At 39.4% G+C, this 19,326-nt stretch carries 13 protein-coding genes; 8 read left to right on the plus strand and 5 right to left on the minus strand.

Annotated elements, in window-relative coordinates; genetic code table 11:
- Window positions 1-120 precede the first annotated feature (120 nt).
- From JI665_RS13450 to JI665_RS13470, 5 genes are all read left to right on the plus strand, one after another.
- Complete coding sequence (locus JI665_RS13450; RefSeq protein WP_206840022.1) at window positions 121-1,974, plus strand: bifunctional metallophosphatase/5'-nucleotidase; 1,854 nt, start codon at window positions 121-123, stop codon at window positions 1,972-1,974.
- A 129-nt stretch (window positions 1,975-2,103) separates the two neighbouring features.
- Window positions 2,104-2,898 (plus strand): DUF4309 domain-containing protein, encoded by a 795-nt coding sequence (locus JI665_RS13455; protein ID WP_206840023.1) that lies wholly within the window; start codon window positions 2,104-2,106, stop codon window positions 2,896-2,898.
- A 172-nt stretch (window positions 2,899-3,070) separates the two neighbouring features.
- Complete coding sequence (locus JI665_RS13460) at window positions 3,071-3,733, plus strand: hypothetical protein (protein ID WP_206840024.1); 663 nt, start codon at window positions 3,071-3,073, stop codon at window positions 3,731-3,733.
- A 13-nt stretch (window positions 3,734-3,746) separates the two neighbouring features.
- On the plus strand, window positions 3,747-4,952 hold the full coding sequence (locus tag JI665_RS13465; RefSeq protein WP_206840025.1) for an efflux RND transporter periplasmic adaptor subunit: 1,206 nt from the start codon (window positions 3,747-3,749) through the stop codon (window positions 4,950-4,952).
- A 481-nt stretch (window positions 4,953-5,433) separates the two neighbouring features.
- Complete coding sequence (locus tag JI665_RS13470; RefSeq protein ID WP_312886198.1) at window positions 5,434-6,336, plus strand: helix-turn-helix domain-containing protein; 903 nt, start codon at window positions 5,434-5,436, stop codon at window positions 6,334-6,336.
- Window positions 6,337-6,369: 33 nt separating this feature from the next.
- On the opposite strand, the gene JI665_RS13475 is transcribed toward JI665_RS13470, so the two are convergent.
- Window positions 6,370-6,687, minus strand: a complete 318-nt coding sequence (locus JI665_RS13475) for a hypothetical protein (protein ID WP_009332016.1) — start codon at window positions 6,685-6,687, stop codon at window positions 6,370-6,372.
- 336 nt (window positions 6,688-7,023) lie between these two features.
- On the minus strand, window positions 7,024-7,152 hold the full coding sequence (locus JI665_RS28965) for a hypothetical protein (protein ID WP_256815608.1): 129 nt from the start codon (window positions 7,150-7,152) through the stop codon (window positions 7,024-7,026).
- Between the two features lie 172 nt (window positions 7,153-7,324).
- Here JI665_RS28965 and JI665_RS13480 point away from each other — a divergent pair, with 172 nt between their 5' ends.
- From JI665_RS13480 to JI665_RS13490, 3 genes are all read left to right on the plus strand, one after another.
- Window positions 7,325-8,218, plus strand: a complete 894-nt coding sequence (locus JI665_RS13480; RefSeq protein ID WP_312886212.1) for a helix-turn-helix domain-containing protein — start codon at window positions 7,325-7,327, stop codon at window positions 8,216-8,218.
- Between the two features lie 126 nt (window positions 8,219-8,344).
- A complete protein-coding gene (locus tag JI665_RS13485) occupies window positions 8,345-10,279 on the plus strand; it encodes a M14 family zinc carboxypeptidase (protein ID WP_206840030.1) in 1,935 nt (644 codons plus the stop codon).
- 141 nt (window positions 10,280-10,420) lie between these two features.
- Window positions 10,421-13,945, plus strand: a complete 3,525-nt coding sequence (locus JI665_RS13490) for a S8 family peptidase (RefSeq protein ID WP_206840031.1) — start codon at window positions 10,421-10,423, stop codon at window positions 13,943-13,945.
- A 47-nt stretch (window positions 13,946-13,992) separates the two neighbouring features.
- Here JI665_RS13490 and JI665_RS13495 read toward each other — a convergent pair whose 3' ends face one another.
- The 3 genes from JI665_RS13495 to JI665_RS13505 all read right to left on the minus strand — a co-directional run bounded on the left by JI665_RS13495 (window position 13,993) and on the right by JI665_RS13505 (window position 19,209).
- A complete protein-coding gene (locus JI665_RS13495; protein ID WP_206840032.1) occupies window positions 13,993-16,065 on the minus strand; it encodes a WD40 repeat domain-containing protein in 2,073 nt (690 codons plus the stop codon).
- 101 nt (window positions 16,066-16,166) lie between these two features.
- A complete protein-coding gene (locus JI665_RS13500) occupies window positions 16,167-17,738 on the minus strand; it encodes a hypothetical protein (RefSeq protein WP_206840033.1) in 1,572 nt (523 codons plus the stop codon).
- Between the two features lie 10 nt (window positions 17,739-17,748).
- Window positions 17,749-19,209 (minus strand): MBOAT family O-acyltransferase, encoded by a 1,461-nt coding sequence (locus JI665_RS13505; protein ID WP_206840034.1) that lies wholly within the window; start codon window positions 19,207-19,209, stop codon window positions 17,749-17,751.
- Between the last annotated feature and the right edge of the window lie 117 nt (window positions 19,210-19,326).

Raw genomic sequence — 19,326 nt, forward strand, 5'->3', positions numbered from 1 at the left:
TTGTCGAATCCATTGAAATAGGACTTTTATACGGTTTTTTTACAAACTATCAAACAAATCTTAATAGTTTTAATATATAATATTTCTGTAATAATAAACTTTAATTATAGGAGGTTTATAATGAGATTTTTGAAAAAAGGCTGTATTGCCCTGGTATCCGCCATGGTTATTTCATCAGGATTCAGCGGTACATTTGCTGTGAAGGCAGAAGGAAATACGGACGCCAATACTAAAAAAATTACCATTCTTCATACGAATGATTCTCATGGCCGCGCGATTGAAGGAGAATATGATGGGATGGGATTTGCGAAACTGTCAACTCTAGTAAAGCAATATGAAAGTAAAAATCCAAATACATTGCTTTTAGACGCGGGTGATACACTGCACGGAACCACTTTTGCCACACTAAGCAAAGGCGAAAGTATTGTCAATGTAATGAATAAGGTAGGCTATGATGGAATGGCTGCCGGAAACCATGATTTTAACTATGGTTATGAAAGATTAATGGAACTGAAAGATAAAATGCTGTTTCCGCTTTTAAGCGCGAATGTTCGCAAACAGGATGACAATCTGCTTCTGAAGCCTTATGAAATTAAAGAAGTAGACGGATTGAAACTGGGGATCTTTGGGCTATCAACACCGGAGACCCATTATAAAACACATCCTAAAAATGTTGAAGGCTTATCTTTTACTGATCCGGTAAAAGAAGCGCAGGCAATGGTAGCAGAACTGAAAGCTCAAAACGTTGATATGATTATTGCGGTAACACATTTGGGGATTGATGAGTCAAGTACTGATACGTCTATTAAAGTGGCAAAGGGTGCCCCTGGAATTGATCTGATTGTTGATGGGCATAGCCACTCTACCCTGGTAGAAGGCTTAAAGGGTGAAAATGATACACTAATTGTAAGTGCTGGTGAATATACGAAAAATCTTGGCGTTGTGGAACTAACATTTGAGAATAATGAACTTAAGAGCAAAACGGCTGGCTTAATTACAAAAGAGCAGGCTGCTGCTATTGAGGAAGATCCGGCTGTTAAAGAAGTAATTGATGAAATTCAAACAGCTCAAGAAGAGATTCTGTCGGAAGTCATTGGCGAAACAGCTGTAAAACTTGATGGGGAACGTGAGCAGGTACGTGCCGGTGAAACAAATCTCGGAAACCTAATTACCGATGCCATGGTGGACATGACGGGTGCTGATATGGCCATTACCAATGGCGGCGGAATTCGTGCGTCAATCGGTGAAGGTGAAATTACAAAAGGTGATGTTATCACAGTCCTCCCTTTTGGAAACTATATTGTCACTAAAAAGCTGACAGGTGCCCAAATTAAAGCAGGAATTGAAAATGGTGTGAATGCATACCCTGATGCAAAAGGAGCATTCCCGCATGTTTCCGGTTTGACATTTGTCATTGATGCATCTAAAGCAGCTGGAAATCGTGTACAGGATATGAAGATCAAAGGTGTGCCGGTAGACATGAACAAAGAATATCTCGTTGCAACGAATGATTTCATGGCAAGCGGCGGTGATGAGTATACATCATTCAAAGACAGTGCGATTGTTAATGAATTCCCTGCACTGGATGAAGCGCTAATCGCCTATATTCAAAAAATCGGCACTGTAAATACAAAAATTGAAGGGCGCATTACAGCAAAAGCTGCTGAGGAACCTGAAGAAGGCGGCAATAAGTCGGCACCTAAAGTTTATTGGGATGGCGTATTGATGAACAAAGGCCAAATTGGACGCATTATGGTTCAAAAACCTATTAACCTTTGGAAACGCACAGCTGAAAACAAGCTTCAGTTTGTACGTGTGTTAAAGCCTGGCGAGGTTTACCGCGTCTACAACTATGACTCTAATTACTTTGGCCAGTATGGGGTGGGATCTGGACATTACATCACGAACATGAAGGGGTATGTGAAGTACGAAACTCCATCTAAAAAGAAGCTTGAAGAATTGAATGGAAAATAAATGATAAGGAAGCTGCCAAATAGGCAGTTTTCTTTTTTATAGTAGTATATACCTGTTTTACAAAATAAGGGTTTCGTTTGTAATATTTTTGTAATATTATTGAAATATAAGTAATAAAGGAGTGGGGTAATGAAAAAGATATTGATTTCAGGAATGATTATAGCTGCTGGTTTTTTTGGTATTATGGGGGATTCTGAGACAGCCTCAGCAGCCTCTAAGGATACAAGACCATCAGTGATTTGGGATGATGCGAGATTAGTAGAAGGTCAAATTGGCAAGGTGACCATTCTGAAAGATACAAGCAGGCTGATTAAAGAAAGCAACGGAAGTTTTAAGCCGTCCGGCACTTTCAAAAAAGGAAATACATATAGGGTATATTCCTATGAAAAGATCAATGGCGTCTATTTTTATGGCGTAGGTGCAGGTGTTTATGTAAAGAACTCATCTGATGTCTTTTACAAAACTCCTTCGGCTCTAAAGAAACGGCAAATGGCTGATCTGGTCATGATAAAATCAGACCTTCTTGCAGATGCGGCGAACGGAAAGCTGAAAGGGCAGGATTTTATTATTAACAGGAATACGATTGACGATGTAAAGAGCAAGTTGGGCGAGCCATATGATGAAGGTCTGTTTGAAGGCTCAAGATATTATCAGTACGGAAAGAAATATGTTTATTTTACTGTATTGCCGGACGGAAAAGAGATATTATCTTCAAAGTATTTAGTTGACTCTGTAACCGATATATCACCCCTGTATGTAAAAAATAGGCTGGGAAGCGAGTCTATCTATAGAGAAGAATATTCCGAAAAAGACGGAACATGGAATCTCGTCTATAAAACGGGGAGCAATTTAATATACTTTGTTTTCAACGGACCTGAGGGCAAAGAAAGATTAATATATATACACCTGATGCAGCAAAAATAGTTTAATAAGAGGAGCATGAAAAATATTCTATATCTATTTTAAAAGTGCCTTGTGCGGCACTTTTTCTTTTGCTTGTGAGCAATTGACTAATTTCTAGAAATTTCGAGTCTTTACTGGCAATTATTACAATCTTTTATATAATAAAAGAAAGTTCATTTACGGAGGAACAGCAATGTCATACCATGTTCAGCTTATAAAAGGAATCCTCTATCCAAATACCTATCTTTATCAATTGGCAAAAGCAGAGAAAATTACCGGGCTTTATATAAGATTCCTGCTGCTCTTGGCTGCTGGGGCCATTATTTATCTGGCGGCAGCTTATACAGGATATGGCATGGATATTGTATCTAATGAAATTTCAAATGTATCCAATGAAGAATTGGAAACGAAGAAGCTATTCATAGGCATTGGAAAAATATTGTGGGGAATTGTTTTTGCGCTCCTAATATTCTTTATCCCAGCCATTTTTTATTGGACCTTAATGGATACAGAATTTGTTAAATTGCTAGTTATGCAGCTTTTTGTTTTAGCTGTTTTAATAATAGAAAAAGGCCTGACGCTTGTTCTTCAGATTAGCTTTGGTCTTGATAGGGCGTCCTCACCTTTCAGCTTGGGTGTGATGGCGCAATATTTGACAGATAGCCGTTTGCTTATTCACCTGGCTGGCACCATCACCCTTTTTCAAGTATGGGTCATATTCTTCCAATATATGAACCTTAAGGCATTTTCGCCGCGAAGCCCCAAGTGGATCCTGCTGATCGTGATAATTGTTAATCTGGTTGGATGGATCATGACATCTACCATTTACTATCTTGAATTTGAAAAACTTATATAATGGCGGTGTTATTGTGAAAAGAGCTTGGGTACTTAGAATCCTGGTTGCATGTATAGGGATCTTTATAGCCGCAAATCTTTATCTGGCATTAAAGCCAGACAGCAAAGTGGAAAAGGCAGCATACATAAATAAATGGCAGTCCGTCTCGAAAGAAGATCTAATAGATTCTTTTGCCAAAAAGGGTGTAGTCGCACCGGCGGAGGAATATCAGGTCTATTATGATGAGCGGCAGGGGGTTTTTAATCAGTTTTTGGTTAAAGAGGGAGACAGCATTACTCCTGGAGCTGGTTTGTTTGAATATCAGCCGGAAGACCTTGATGCTGAGAAAGAAAGGCTGAATTCGGAAGCGGAAAAACTGGAAAATCAAATAGATGATTTGGAAGATCATATTGATGATTTAGAAACATATAAAAGAACACTAATTTTTAATGAAGAAGAGAAAGGCAGTGAAACAACGGTCACTTCCAGCTTAGATAGGGACATCCAAGAGAAGGAGCTTCAAGTCAGCCTGCTGGAACGGGAGCTGGAAATGACTGAAAATCAGATGGATTTCCTGGAAGATCAGCCAGGCAGTGTAACCGTGCAGAGCAATTTCTCTGGTACTATCAGTGAGATTGACCGTTCCCTTGATAATCCGATCATTACCATCACTTCAGATTCATCCCTGATAAACGGGGAACTAACATTAGATGAGAGAATGCAAACTTCCATAGGCCTGAAGGTTCTGGTTTCAGCAAAAGGATTTAAAGGAGAAGGAAGCATTATTAATCTGGCATCTCTTCCAAAGAGCGGGGCTTCCCTTGATAAGGAAAGTGCTTATCCCTTTTCGGTTCAGTTAAATGAGGACGCAACAGAGATTTTAAAAGGCACGCCAGTCCATATTGAGGTTGTCACAGATGAGATTGAAGGGGCTGTCACAGTTCCCTCCAAGGTGATTAAAAAAGAGAAAGATGCATCATATGTATGGGTGATTTCAACTGCAGGGAAGCTTGAGAGAAGACAAATAAAGAGCGGCCTGCAAGTGAATGGGAAAACAGAAATTAAAGATGGCCTGGAAAAAGGTGAATGGATTGTGAAGGACAAAGGCATCCATAAGGACTTTGACGGTACAGCTGCAGCAACTTCCTTCAAAACGAAATATTTAAGTAAAAAGGAAATCAGCAGTTTGAAAAACAAGACCAAATGGAAGTACATTTTAAAAGGGTTTGTCGCCCGATAAATAGTATTGTGAGAAGCCTGGGCCGATGCCCGGGCTTTTCATTTGGTTTTGCACATGGTGGGGATGATCAGGTAATGCATTGCAAATATGAACTATGCAAATAAAATTAGAAATCCTGCAAATAAATTAGAAATCCTGCAAATAAAATTAGAAATCCTGCAAATAAAGTTAGAGAAATTGCAAATAGGACGGAAATTTTGCAAAAAAACTGCGTTCTACTGCAAATAAAGCCCCCTAAGGCGCCCGCTAAACCAAAAAAAGGCCGTCCGGTTCACCCCGGACGGCAATAAATTGGAGAATTGGATGATGTTCGTAAAGTGACGAACTTCCGAAAGTATTAAATACTCATAAGCCTATTAAAACATATTCCAGAAAAGAGTGGATTTCCGCTAAGGTCTGATTTTTACTTAATAATATAGCTTTTAATAGGCTACATAAGCTTTTATAATAAAAATATAATAATTGGAATATTTTTTGGAGAGTGGAAACATTGGATTTTTCTGTAATAGGAGCTAAGATTAAAGAATTGCGCCGAATACAAAGAATCACTCAAAAGGAGCTGGCAGAAGATATCTGCACGCAGGCGCAGATCAGTAAACTGGAAAATGGAGAAGTGATTCCATGTGCATCAACTCTTTTTTTAATATCTCAAAAACTGGGCATTGACGTGAATTATTTCTTCAATATTGGCTTAACACCCAGATTGGATTATGTAGAAGAAGTGGCCAGACAGCTGAAAATTGCAAGACGCAATTTCAGGTATAGGGAAATGGAAGAGATAGTGGAGATGGAAGAAAGGAATCCGTTATTTTATCAAAACCCCGAATATTTGCAGCTGCTCATATGGCACAAGGGGATAAGTCTTTATCACGTTCATTCTGATTTTGAACGTTCTCTTGCTACCCTTGATGAAGCTCTGTCGTTAACTAATAAAAAAGTTTGGACTGAACAGGAAATGGAGATTCTTTTAAGCAAAGGAATTGTCTGCTTCGAGAATAATCTGCTTGATGGAGCTATTCAGATTTATGAAATGGTTTATAAAGAGATGGAAACACTCCCTGATTTTCGTGATTATATTGTTAAAGTAAAGCTTCTCTATAATATGGCCAGGACCTTCACTCGAAAAGGCATTTATGCAAAATCAATAGAATTGTGTATGGAGGGAATTGAGTGGAGCATTAATAAAGATAACCTTTTTTTAGTAGGTGAGCTTCACTACCACATTGGTTATAATTTTGAACTCCAAGAAGATTTTTATTCAGCTCAGGATTATATGAAAAAAGCATTGCTGATTTTTGACCTTCAGAAGGATCATAAATATTCGGATTATATTAATGGCAAGTTAATGAAGTGGCAGGAAGAAAATCTCATAAAAAATACCTGATGCTCATCTGCAAACATCAGGTATCCCGTGACATCAATGCTGGTACACGCATGTGTTGATGCCGATGATTTTTAGAAATTCCTTTATTTTAGTGAACGACTGGTTTTTAAATCCCTCTGGTATGGTTAGTTCAGTTACATAAGCCATTTTTCTTTTTGCGTTAGCATTAAGTTCTGTTAATTCTTCATGGTTGTTATAAACCATTCTTGCCAATTCTTCATTTTGTTCTTCTTCACAAGTATAGATAACCGCTTCTCCAACTTTCATTGATGCGTTTCTAAAGTAGAATGAAAAAATGATCGCACTTTCGTTCTCGATAAACTTTGGCTGGATTTTCATATCAAGATCCATTCCCTTTCACCCTCCCTGCATCTTTATGCCCTTATCATAACAAAAATAGTTCCTTGTGCTGATTGAAATCTGAAGGTGATTTCGATAATGGAAGTAATATTTAATATGAAAAAGTAGGGTTTTCATATAAAATTATAACTATAGGAATATTCCTGAAAGAATATAATAGCCCTCCTTCATCCTCAAAAGAAGGGAATTTATGTTTGCTTGTTGAATTTGAGCAGTAATTAGGTTTTTTATTGCAAAAAAATAGACACTTCATGATGAAGTGCCCCAATTGGAGATTAATAAGACAAGGGTCAAGCCCATTGAAATCCTTACAGATATGCAAAAAGATTAGAAAATAGTCGGCAGCTCTTGCGTTGTTACTCCGCCGCCGCCATTATTGCCAGCAGCAAAGGTAATGCCTGCTGCTCCAAATACAAAAGTGAATACAGCCATCATGACCAATAAACGTTTTTTCATGAAAATTCCTCCTTGCTTTTTAAAATTTAAGGAACTAATTATATTAAACCATAAATTATCCATAAGCATTTTTTGTATATTTTTTTAATTTTACCAGTATACTTTGTCTTATATCCTTTTTCCTGTTTATAAAAGATAAAAATATAACTCTAGGCATATTTACATGAGAGAGGTGAAAAGGTTGAATTTCTCCGCTATTGGCCAAAGAATCAGGGAACTTAGAAAACTAATGAACTTATCACAGGGAGAACTTGCTAAGGGGATATGCACACAGGCGCAGATCAGCAAAATTGAGAAGGGGGATGTATATCCTTATGCATCTACTCTATATTTAATATCCGAACGCCTTGGTGTCGATGTAAACTATTTCTTTGACATTGGCACAACTCCCAGATTGGATTATGTCCAGGAAGTCTTAAGGCAATTAACCTTAGCCAGAAGAAACTCTAATTATAAAGAAATGGAACAAATCGTAAAAACCGAGGAAAAGAATCCATTATTTCAGCAAAACAATAAAAATTTCCAGGTCCTTTTATGGCATAAAGGAATTTGCAAGTATATGCTCCACAAGGATTCCAAATCAGCAATCGATATTCTTACAAAAGCCATTGCTTTAACTCATTATACCGACAAGGTTTGGTCTGAACGGGAAATAGAGGTTTTGCTGAGTATCGGTTCTGTATATTTTGAAGAAAAGGATTATAAAAAATCGCTTAAAGTATATTTTGAAGCAAAGGAATATCTTCATCAGCTTCCATTTATTAATGATCATACCTTATTGTGCAGACTCTATTATAATATTGCGAGATCACTGACACGTATGGAAAAATATAATGACTCAATTAAATATTGCAGGGAAGCCGTTAGATGGTGCATCGAAAAAGATAATCTGTATCTGCTTGGTGAACTTCATTATCATATTGGCTATAACTATGAAATCCAAGGCAAGTTGCAGAAAGCAAGGGAGTGCATGCAAAAATCGCTGATTATTTTTGAACTGCAGGAAGATGAGAAGTACGTAAACTTTATTAATAGTAAAATTCAAAAATGGCGTACCTTTGCATAAGCCTGTCCCGGAGCGGGGCAGGTATTTTATTTATCATAGAGATTTTTAAACTAATTGCTGAATTTTCCCCCAACTTGGCCTCCTGCATAGTATATTAATAGATGTACAAAATATTAGGAGGAAGAGATGAAAAGTTTAAGGATATTTATATTTACCTTATTGTTTGCTGTTGCTGGTTTCGCCCATTTGGAACATCGTGCGGAAGCGGCCGCTGTTAATCCAGCCGAAGTTTATACTTATGAAAGAATGCAGGCTGATATTGTCGAGCTTGCTAAGCAATACCCAGATCTTATTACATATAAAGTTATCGGGAAAAGTGAATATGGAAGGAATATTTATGCCGTATCACTTGGGAAAGGCCAAACAAACATATTTATTAATGGGTCCCATCATGCCAGGGAATGGATGACTACGACATTGAATATGTATATGCTCGAACAGTATGCTGCAGCCTACAAGAGCGGCCGGACCATAGCTGGGGCAAATGTAAGGACTCATCTGAACAGAACTACTATGTGGTTTGTGCCGATGGTTAATCCGGATGGTGTGACATTGCAGCAATTCGGATTAAAAGCATTTCCTTCGAGTGCACATGCTGGTTTGATAAACATGAACGCAGGAAGCAAGGATTTTAAACGCTGGAAAGCAAATGGAAAAGGAATCGATTTGAATCGCCAGTATCCTGCTGACTGGGCAAATATTAAGAGCAATCCAGGAAAGCCATATTACAAGAATTATAAAGGAGCTCAGCCGCAGTCGGCTTCTGAAGTGAAGGCGATTATAAACTTTGTGAATGAGATTAAGCCTGCATCTGCTCTTGCTTACCATTCAAGCGGCCAAATTCTTTATTGGAAATTCCATCAGACAGGTGCTTTATATGACCGGGATCATCAATATGCCAAAGCTATAGGGAAAATGACGGGCTATAGCCTTGTGTACCCTGGTTCAAGACCATCAGGCGGCGGTTTTACTGATTGGTTCACAGATACATATAAGCTTCCTGGATTCACACCGGAAATAGGCAGATATGCAGGTGAAACAAGCTTGCCGCTTTCAGAGTTTCAAACCATCTGGAAGCAAAACCAGGGTGTAGGACTTTATGTTGCAGGAATTGGTTATAGCCTAAACCAGGCAAAAGCGGGATCAAAAGTTACCCAGGCGACTAACCAGACGAATGATGCTGTTGCGAAATCAAGAAAGCTGAGATCCTATTATTCTGGAAATATAAAAAGTGTTAATGATTTTAAAGTGAATACCGATTTTGCAAAAGCCTACCAGAATGCAGCTAAAAGTATTACTGCAGCTGAAACATTGCTGAAAGGCATACCTCAAAGCGATCAAAACCGTTTAAAGGGAGTATTGCAGGAGGCCTATGATCATAAAGCCCGGGCAGCTGTCTTTATTGATACAGAAAAAACGGGTGCACAGCTGACAGCGATGAACTCAGAGCTAACTAAATTGATAGATGCAGGAACTCTGGATGAACATACAGTGGAAGCTTACCATAAGTTTTCATACCAGATTAAGAAAGCAGAGCTGTTCATTAATAAACTTTATGGTCCTCATGTTCGTGATATTGCAGCAGAAAAGTATGTATTGCCTGCGAAAATCACAAAAGAGACAGTTATTTACGAGATTTCCAGATACATGCTTATGGAGGAAATTGAGATTAACCTTAAGGCCGGCAAGCTTGATATAGTTGAAGGTCAATTGGCAGAGTTAAATAGGCTTGAAAGGCGTTCTGCTGAAATTAAAGAGGCAGGCAACAAGCTGTATCCTGGCAGATATCGTGAATTGCCTGGCTTTGAAGCAGTGCTTGCAGAAATGAAGCAGGAAATCATGAAAGAGTACGAAGCCTTGAACTCGGCAGTGGAACAGCCGGAAGAGGAGCAGGTTCAAGAGCAGGAGGGCAGCTCAAAAGAAGAGGATCCAGCTGTTAATACTGAAATAGAAGCGCCATCAGAAACAGAGGAACCTGAGGCAGGCACTCTAGAAACAAGTGAAACAGAAGGCGAAACTTCACAAACTAACACAATACCAGAATCTGAAGAGCAGTCATAAGTCATTAATTAGAGTTGGGTTTTATAAAAACCCGGCTCTTTTTTTGTCGAATTATTTAATATGGTAAAACTTTCTATTAATTGAAAATGATAGTAATATTATGATAGCAACTATCATTTTACAGTTTTGAGGTGGAAGGGAATGGAAAGCTGGCTGAAAAAATCTATTAGTCTTGCAGCAGGGATTGGTATTGCTGCAGGCTCTCTGGTGGGAGCATCAGGTGTATCTGCAGAAGGCGGAAAAGAGGTGCCCCGCATTTCGGCACTGCAGATTGACCAGCCGTCATTGCAGAAAAAGCTGGATCTTTCAAAAGAGTCTGCATTAAGCGGAGATACTTTGGTGGTTAAGTTTAAAAAGCCGCTCACCCAGTCGCAGCACAGAATGGCAGGGGGAACATTGCTTAAACAGTTCTCCAATTTAAATTATGCTGTTGTTAAAGTGCGGAATAAAAATCAGTTCAACAAAGTATTAACCAATTACAAAAAAATGAACGGAGTTGTATCCGCTTACCCAAGCGTCAATTACAAGCCGCTGTCATTGCCGGATCCAAAAGCGAAGGAACAATATCAAAACGAACTCCTTCAGCTCGAAAAAGCACAAAAACTGGCTGGGAAAAATTCTGTAACAGTTGCAGTGATCGATCAGGGTGTGGATGTTAACCATCCTGATTTAAAGGGAAGGCTGCTGCCGAGCTATAATGCTGTCAATCCTATGAGCCCTGGCACCCCTGATTATCATGGCACCCATGTGGCTGGGATTGTTGCAGCCAATAAGAATAACGGCATTGGAGGTTATGGCGTTAATCCAAATGCTAAAATTCTTCCCATTGATGTTTTTGACAGGGGATGGGGAGCTTCTGACTATGTCATTGCACAGGGGATTCTCTATGCAGTTGAAAAAGGTGCAAAAGTAATCAATATGAGTCTCGGAGGACCGATGAAATCTCCTTTAATTGAGGAAGCACTCAAAAAGGCCGCTGAGAAGAATGTGACAGTAGTGGCAGCTGCAGGCAATACAGGAGATGATTCATTAAGCTACCCTGCTGCCTATGAAGGCGTCATCAGTGTTGGTAATGTTAACAGCAGCAAAAAGCTGGGGGTTTTATCTACATATGGCACGTCCGTTGATATTGTAGCTCCTGGTGAAGATGTCTACAGCACTATGTATGAATATGAAAAAAAATCAAGCTTCCGTAAAATGAGCGGAACGTCCATGGCTTCGCCAATGGTAGCTGGTGCAGCATCCTTGCTCCTTTCCAAGCACCCTAACCTGACTCCGATTCAGATCGAATATATATTGGAGCATACTGCGGAGGATCTTGGTGATAAGGGATTTGATACAGTATATGGAAACGGTCTGCTTAATCCGCCGGCAGCAATGCAATACGATATTAAGAAGCTGCCTGCACTAACAAAAGGCCAATGGTCTGAAAAAGAAATTTTTGAAAAAGCGGAAGCGGTAAGCCTTGAAAAGAAGCAGACAGTTAATGGAGCCATTACAGCTCCATTCCAGGAAAAATGGTATAAAGCAGATGTCGAAAAAGGTGATTTTGTTCAATTTGTTCTAAGCGGAGCCAAGCAGTTTGATTACAAGCTGAAATTATATTTGGTTTCCGATGAAGGCAAAGTGGAACTGGATATAAATAAAGTCAGAGAAGGGCTTGAGGAAGGGAAGCTGTTCGAAGTTCCGTTTTCAGGAACTCTCGCATTTGGCATCAAAGATGTGAATGGCAGCTTTGATGATTCGGGCAGAGGGCAGTCTAAATTCAGCCTTTCCGTTGAAAAAGCTTCAAGTATTGAAAAGGATGAGAATGCGCTTCACAATATGAGTAATATTGAATTGCCTTACTCATATGGCAAGGAGCTATTAACTGGAAAAGATGGCGATGATGATTTTTATCAATTCACTGTTAAAGAGGAGCAGGCGGTAAAAATCGACTTATCTAAATTGCCGGGCGTTGATACGAGCATTAGTGTATATATGGGGGATGAAATTCTTCCTCCTGATATGGAAGAGATTACGGAGGAAGAGAAAAAAGCACTTCTTGAAGAAATGTTTTATGGAAAATACCCAATTGAGCCAGCTTTCTACGCGAACAGAGGCGGTAAAAGTGAAGGGGAAACACTCTCCTTTACAGCTATGCCGGACATTCCATATATCATAAAAGTATCAAATAAAATCGATCAATATTACTTTGGCATGTACGACTTCATGTTGAACTTTGATCTGCTTGAAGAAGAGCAAAACCCTGAACCTTCCCTGATTCCATACAAGCTGCAGGTTAATGGAAAGACATTGCCGGCAGATGAAGATATATTCCCTTATATGATGGACGAGGAAGCAGCTGAAAAAGAAATGAACGTAAACAGCCTTGAAAAACAGCGCAGTGCATTTGAAGAGATGGAAGAGGCAACAGAGGAAGCTGCTGAAGAAGAAGCCGGTTCAGAACCTGATTTCCTTGAAATTCTCAAGGAGGGTGCCCAGCCTTTTGAAATGGATGGAAAGGGTGAGGGCTATATCCAGACATTAGAAGATGAAGACTGGTTTAGTGTTGTGCCGGCTGAAACTGGAATCTATGAATTTAAGTTTGACAATAAAAAAGGCCAGGTTCCTTTAATGGAAATTTACCGCATTAAAGAAGAAACGGATATAGAAGGTAATACGTATGCCTATTTGGATCAGATTGGAACCAATATGCAATTTGATTGGGTAAGCATGAAGCTGGATGCATCCATGCATACGGGTTTGAAAGCTGGAGAGAGCTACTATATTAGAGCAGGTGCAGATTACTACACTGGTTCAACTTCTTTCGATCCATACAGCTTCAGTGCCAGGCTGGTGATTGAAGATCCTCAGGATCCTTATGAAGATAACGACGGCCTTGAAAAAATAAAAAATCTGCCTTCATCAAAAATTGAAGGAAACCTTGCAATGCCTTTTGATCAGGATGTATTTTATCTTGAAAGCAAATCATCAAATATTTATGGGGCATCAATGAAGAGAAGAAGTGTTGATGCCAAATGGAAAGCGAAATATCCAAAGGAATTGTTGAGCCCGTTCTATGGAATTGTGGTCATTGCAGAAGATGCAAATAAAAACCGCAAGCTTGATCCGGAGGAATTTGATCGAATCCAGTATATCGAAAAGGGAATTGACAGCGGAGCAACTTATGGATCATTTAAAGCAGAGAAAAACAAAAACTATATTATTATTGCCTCCGGCTATTTTGATGGTAATATTCCATTCTCCCTGCTTCCTTATGAATTGACTGTTGCGCCAGTTAACCAAAATGATGAAGATAAGGGATCTGTGGTGAAGAATAACAAACCTTCTAAGCCGCTAATGATGAAGAAATCAGGCAGCAAGCTCTTAACTGCCTCCGGACATCTTAATGCCGGTGTACCGAACGGTGATGAAGATTGGTATGAATTAAAAATTGATAAACAAACAAAAGGAAACATTGTATTCAATGCCGGAACTGAAATTGATGGTATTGTGACTCTCTATAAAGATGGCAAAGAGCTGGCTAAAGCTGACTACTATCCTGAAGGGGATGGGGAAGTGCTGTACTTTAACCTGAAAAAAGGAGTCTACCATATCAAAGTCCGTGACACATTCGGCGGTTCTACACTGGACCCTTACAGTCTGAAAGTTAACTTGCAATAAAGATAAAAATGCCCTGCCTTATTGTTTAAGCAGGGCATTTTTATCTTTTATTCAGGTTCGTACCTCCACATATCAGCTTCATTCCTGAAGTAAATATGGCCATTCTGATCGATGGCTAAATCATGTGCACCCTCTTTTTTTATCAGTGTTACTTCCATTGTTTTCGGATTTGCTTTAAATAATACGCCTTCTACTGTGCCATAGAGCTGCTGGTCCTTTCCGAATTGCAGATTAGCATTTTTAAAACGGCCGGAAATGGCTGGAACGATCATTACTTGCTTGGTTTGGCCGGATTCGATATTGTATTTAAACAGTTTTCCGTCTGCCATTCCGAAGATATAGTTTTCTCCATAATACGTTAACGCATTAATCATGGCCGCTTTTATTGGGAAGTTCATCTCCTCTTTCTCAGAAGGAGAATCAGATGGAAAACGGAATAATACAGCATCGCTCTTTGCACGCTCATGATTTGCATACACTGAAGTACCTCCATAAACATAATCCTGAGCCTGTACAAGGGAAATGATGCTTTGATTTTCTACATAGTTTTCATAATTTACGGTTTCTTTTGTGCCGGGATTATATACAGACAACAGTCCTCCGCCCGTACTTGTTTCAGGATAAGTGCCAATGAACAGCTGATTGGTTTCATCAATCCCAAGCATGGCAGTTGGCCTTTCTTGGCCTATGTCTTTATAACGGGCAATTTCAATTATATTATTGCCTTCAAACGGTTTTGTCAGATCGTATTCAAGGATTCTGGCTTTTGGATAGGCTCCAAAATATAGCTTGTCATTTAAATATGCCATAGATTCAACCTGGCTGATGCCCTTCACTTCTTTTGTCTCGCCGCTTGCAGTGTCAAAGAGGCCCAGCCCGCCAGACATATAGCCATTAATAATGATTTTATCCCTTTCAGGAGTCTCTGCCATTGTATATAAAGTTACTGGTAGAGGAGCAAGTTTTGCCTGATGCAGTTCAAATTTCCGGGTTTCCAAGTTAAAAGTGAAATAATCCCCATTATTGCTTAACAATCCTGTCAGCGTGTATCCGGGATAATCCTGTGTGCCAATTTCCACAAAGTCTAAATTTATTACGTTCATGCCTTCCAGGGGAACATCCATTTTCACGATTTCCCGAGTCTTATAATAATAAGCATATAGCTCCTCTTTGTTTGTATAAAAAACAGCTTCTTCTGCGGGAGATTTTACAGAAACGGTTTTAGAAGTTGAATCAAATTCATCCAGCAATTCCAAAGTATTTTTATTAAAAACTAGTACCTTTGGGCTTGGATCCAGTTTGGCAAATAAATACTCATCAGCCACCTGAATATCCGATACGTATTTTTCCAGCCGATATTCCCACGGCAGGAAGCGATCCCTGATTTTCGTGCGGATATTATAGCGTATAAGCTCTGCCTTTGATCCGATTCCCATGAAAATGCTCTCTTGCTCTTCATCAAAGTAAACACTTTTTGCAAATTCCTTGCCTCTGATGATTTGACCATAATCCTTTCTTTCACCTGATTCAGGTATATAGGAAAACACAGTTCCATTATAAGCTGTGGACCCATATATTCTTCCTCCAGATGCGTGCAGGTCCTGAATAGAGGTATCACGGCTGTGCTTCAGTTTATTACCATAGTCGGTTAGCTTTTTCGAGGAGGGATCATACTTGTAAATATGTCCGCTTGATGTTCCTCCGACCCAGACGTTTTGATCAGCATCGACATCAATTCCCCAAGCACTTGTGGAATTCTCCAGTGTATATGTCTTTTCTGTTTTTCCGGTGTTCAAATTGACGATAGATAAAGCTGATGGCGTCCCATGCTGGATGATGTACATATAGGGTTTGTTATCAGGTGATTTCCCATATGCCGCAGCCAGGGCAGTGCCATGGAATACCTGGGGTCCAATTTTTTCTATAATCGGATTTAATTCTTCTTTCAGCAATTGAGACGGGTCTGATTCTTCTTGAGAAGGTGTTTGGCTGTCATCCAATTCAATACTCTCCTCCTGATCGATTTGATCTTCTGCGTAGGCTGCACTTGAAAAGAAAACGGGTGTGCAAATGAGAGATGCAGCTAGAATGTAAGTGATTTTAAATTTAGATAGATTCATATTTTCCCCCAAAAACTCTTATAGTAATCACTTCCTACATTACTATAATTATCCAATAATGAAAAGAGCCATCTCCTCTTCCTGGAGCATGGCTCTAATCTCTAGTAAATATCAGCAGCATCTATTTGCAGCCATTGGTCGTCTGAATCAGCATTCTTCCAATGGATTCCAATCATAACATTTTCTGCGTCTTTTCTGATTTTTTTCGATACTTTAAATGAACGGGATGTATCTTCATCAGGGATGGTATTATATGCTTTCCTTTCCCATTGGCCGTTCACCTGATCCTGGATAAATAATTGCACATCACCTGGATTGGATGCTTTTCCTTTCAGAGAAACGATAAAAGTAACCTCTTCGGAAGCGGGAATATCCATGTCAGTCAGGCTGAATCCTGCTTGTATTGCAGTGCGGCTTTCGGGATTTTCATTCTTTGGTTTTAAAACCATCCCTCCGGTGCGTCCTTCAGTTACCTGGAATTCACCCTCTTTTCCCAGCAATTTCATTGGCGAAACCTGGTTCAGCCATTTATCAGTTGAAAACGGCTCGAAATTTGGCGGGAGAAAAGAATAAGATGACTCCAGACCAATGGGAGCGAGATAGTCATAGGCATCTGTTTCTGCTGCTTTAATTTCCTTCTTAATCTTTGTAATTTCAGCTTCGGCATTATCTTTATTTAGTGTTACTCCGAAATCTGAATATCTGTTTCTTTCATTCCAGATTGAATTGACTATTTTTGTCCCGGCATCCGGAGTGAAATGATGGGAGTCAATAAAGTTTGGCAGGTGCCTTGTTATTTCATTTACATCCATAAAATGATGAACCGTTCCGAAGGTTTCTGTCAGGTTCTTAAGCCAATGTTCGTAGCCCTGCATATATTCCTCATTTTGCATTTCAATGACTAAACGTGGAAGTGTAACGGGTGTTGTATAGACAATAAATTTGGTTTTCGGGTTTTCGGCTTTAACCTGATTCAGCATCTCAATAACTTTAGGATCATATTCATAGGGTTCGTTATTTTGGAAAAATTGATAGATATTCGTTTCAATTCTGGCTTGTCTCAATTGGCTGTCCACCGGAAAAGGCATAGCCACATTTTCACGATTATAAAACCTATGATCTATGAATACAGGGTTATTCTTTTTCGAAGATTGATAAACAGATAAAGATTTTTTCAAAGTATCAAAGGACGCAGTCGACTTGACTCTGTAAAGATAGCTGTCAGCCTGTTCTGTATAGAACTCCGGCTTTTCTTCGGCAAGCACACGGTATTTATTTGTAGCGAAGAAGTCCAATCCAAGGAAGATATATTCAAAAGGCTTTCCGTTTATTTTTTTTGCGTAGTCTATATATCCCTTATACTCCTCCACATACATTGAGCTCACGGCAAAATTGAAAACCTTTAAATCTTCAAAATCATGCTGGTTTATATAAGTAGAACGGCTGCTTCCCAATAAAAGGGCGTCATATTTCTCTTCCCCATACTTTAATTTATTTACTTTCTGCTGCCTTTCATTAAAGCCCTGCTGCACATCATTCCATTCGTTTTTATGCTGGAAGAGCCATAAGGGATCTGCAATGTAATTAAACACAGTTATCGGCATGGCGAAGAGGCAACCCAAAATCACAAAAGCAGCCAGAACTTTTAAAAGCCATTTTTTATAAACGTTCATGATTAACCACCTAAAAATTAAAATATAAGAACTCGCTGACTCTTGTCATGCTAAAGAAGGAAATCAGCAGCAGTGCACAAATGAAAAACGCAGAAAACCAGGAGGGCTTTAGCTGATCCATCAATCTTATTGAGTTTCTTGCCCACAAGGTAATTGCGAATGCAGCCCCCAGTAAGGCAAGCATGTACAAAAGGGATGTATCAGTTGCAGCGTTAATAGAGAGTACTTCCACAGCCTGAACGGAAGCCGGTGTAAAAAGGGATGTGAGCTGCTCCGGCCATGAGAAGCCGCTCATTCCAAACATGCCTTTTAAAACTTTTTCCGCATCTTCCCATGATTGCGCTCTAAAAAATACCCAGGCAAAATTGACAAATTGAAAAGTTATGAACCAGCCAAGGAATCTGTTCATTTTAAAGCCAAGCTGCTTCCACAATCGGTTCAGCATGGATGCAGCTCCATGTAAGGTTCCCCAGAGTACAAATGTCCAGCCGGCGCCATGCCATAAACCGCTGACGAAAAAAACAAGAAAAACATTTACATAGGTTCTGGGAATTCCCTTGCGATTTCCGCCAAGGGGAATGTACAAGTATTGGGTTAGAAAGCGGGTCAGCGTCATATGCCACCGTTTCCAGAAATCCTGAATATTAACAGCTTTATATGGTGAGTTAAAGTTAACGGGAAGCCGAACATTAAATAAAAGTGCTGCTCCCATGGCCATATCTGTATAGCCGCTGAAATCAAAATAAAGCTGGAATGTATAGGATAGTGACACAATCCAGGCTTCTATAAAAGTTAACATTTCTGCCTGATCAAACCCTGCTGTAGCCCAAACAGCAAATGTATCAGCAATAACAACTTTCTTAAAGAGCCCAATTGAAAAGATGAAGATTCCTTTGGCAAAATTTTCGTAATGAAATTTTCTCTGTGCTTTTTCCCTGGAGAACTGAGGCATCATTTCATTATGGTGAACAATTGGCCCCGCAATTAATTGCGGAAAAAAGCTGACAAACAATGCATATTTCCAGAAATCGTATTCCTTTGTCTCTTTGCGGTAAGCATCAACAAGGTAGGCGATCTGCTGAAATGTAAAAAAGCTGATGGCAAGCGGCAAAGCGAGATGCAATAAATTAAAATCTGTGCTTAACAAGGCATTAAGATTTTCTATGAAAAAATCATAATATTTATAGTAGCCCAATGCTGCAAGATTGGCAGTTATGCCAACAGTCAAAAGCAACCTTGCCCGCGGCTGGCTGCTGGCCTTTCCAAGCAATGTTCCAATATAATAATTAATCAGCATGGAAGCTGAAATTAATGGGAGATAAACGGGATTCCACCAGCTGTAAAAAAATAATGAGCTGATAACAAGCCAGACATTTCTTACAAAGAAAAGCTGCCATTTATTCAGCAAAAAATAGCCAATCCAAACAGCAGGCAAAAAAGCGAAAATAAATTCATAGGAATTAAAAATCAATGTATTCTCCACCTGTTCCAAAATGTTCGTGCAGTCCCCATTATATCATGGAAGAAGCCGGTGGAATGCCCCCAACTTTTACTATACTGTTCACCTTAAATCTACTAGAATGGGAAT

Origin of the sequence: Bacillus sp. NTK034, from assembly GCF_017303275.1 — a bacterium.
Classification (GTDB): Bacteria; Bacillota; Bacilli; order Bacillales; family Cytobacillaceae; genus Cytobacillus.

What these genes read in the sequence shown, in the direction of transcription:
- JI665_RS13460 (WP_206840024.1), top strand. Translation starts at nt 3,071, where the DNA reads ATGTCATACCATGTTCAGCTTATAAAAGGAATCCTCTATCCAAATACC.
- JI665_RS28965 (WP_256815608.1), bottom strand. Translation starts at nt 7,152, where the DNA reads ATGAAAAAACGTTTATTGGTCATGATGGCTGTATTCACTTTTGTATTT.
- JI665_RS13490 (WP_206840031.1), top strand. Translation starts at nt 10,421, where the DNA reads ATGGAAAGCTGGCTGAAAAAATCTATTAGTCTTGCAGCAGGGATTGGT.
- JI665_RS13450 (WP_206840022.1), top strand. Translation starts at nt 121, where the DNA reads ATGAGATTTTTGAAAAAAGGCTGTATTGCCCTGGTATCCGCCATGGTT.
- JI665_RS13495 (WP_206840032.1), bottom strand. Translation starts at nt 16,065, where the DNA reads ATGAATCTATCTAAATTTAAAATCACTTACATTCTAGCTGCATCTCTC.
- JI665_RS13500 (WP_206840033.1), bottom strand. Translation starts at nt 17,738, where the DNA reads ATGAACGTTTATAAAAAATGGCTTTTAAAAGTTCTGGCTGCTTTTGTG.
- JI665_RS13485 (WP_206840030.1), top strand. Translation starts at nt 8,345, where the DNA reads ATGAAAAGTTTAAGGATATTTATATTTACCTTATTGTTTGCTGTTGCT.
- JI665_RS13455 (WP_206840023.1), top strand. Translation starts at nt 2,104, where the DNA reads ATGAAAAAGATATTGATTTCAGGAATGATTATAGCTGCTGGTTTTTTT.
- JI665_RS13475 (WP_009332016.1), bottom strand. Translation starts at nt 6,687, where the DNA reads ATGGATCTTGATATGAAAATCCAGCCAAAGTTTATCGAGAACGAAAGT.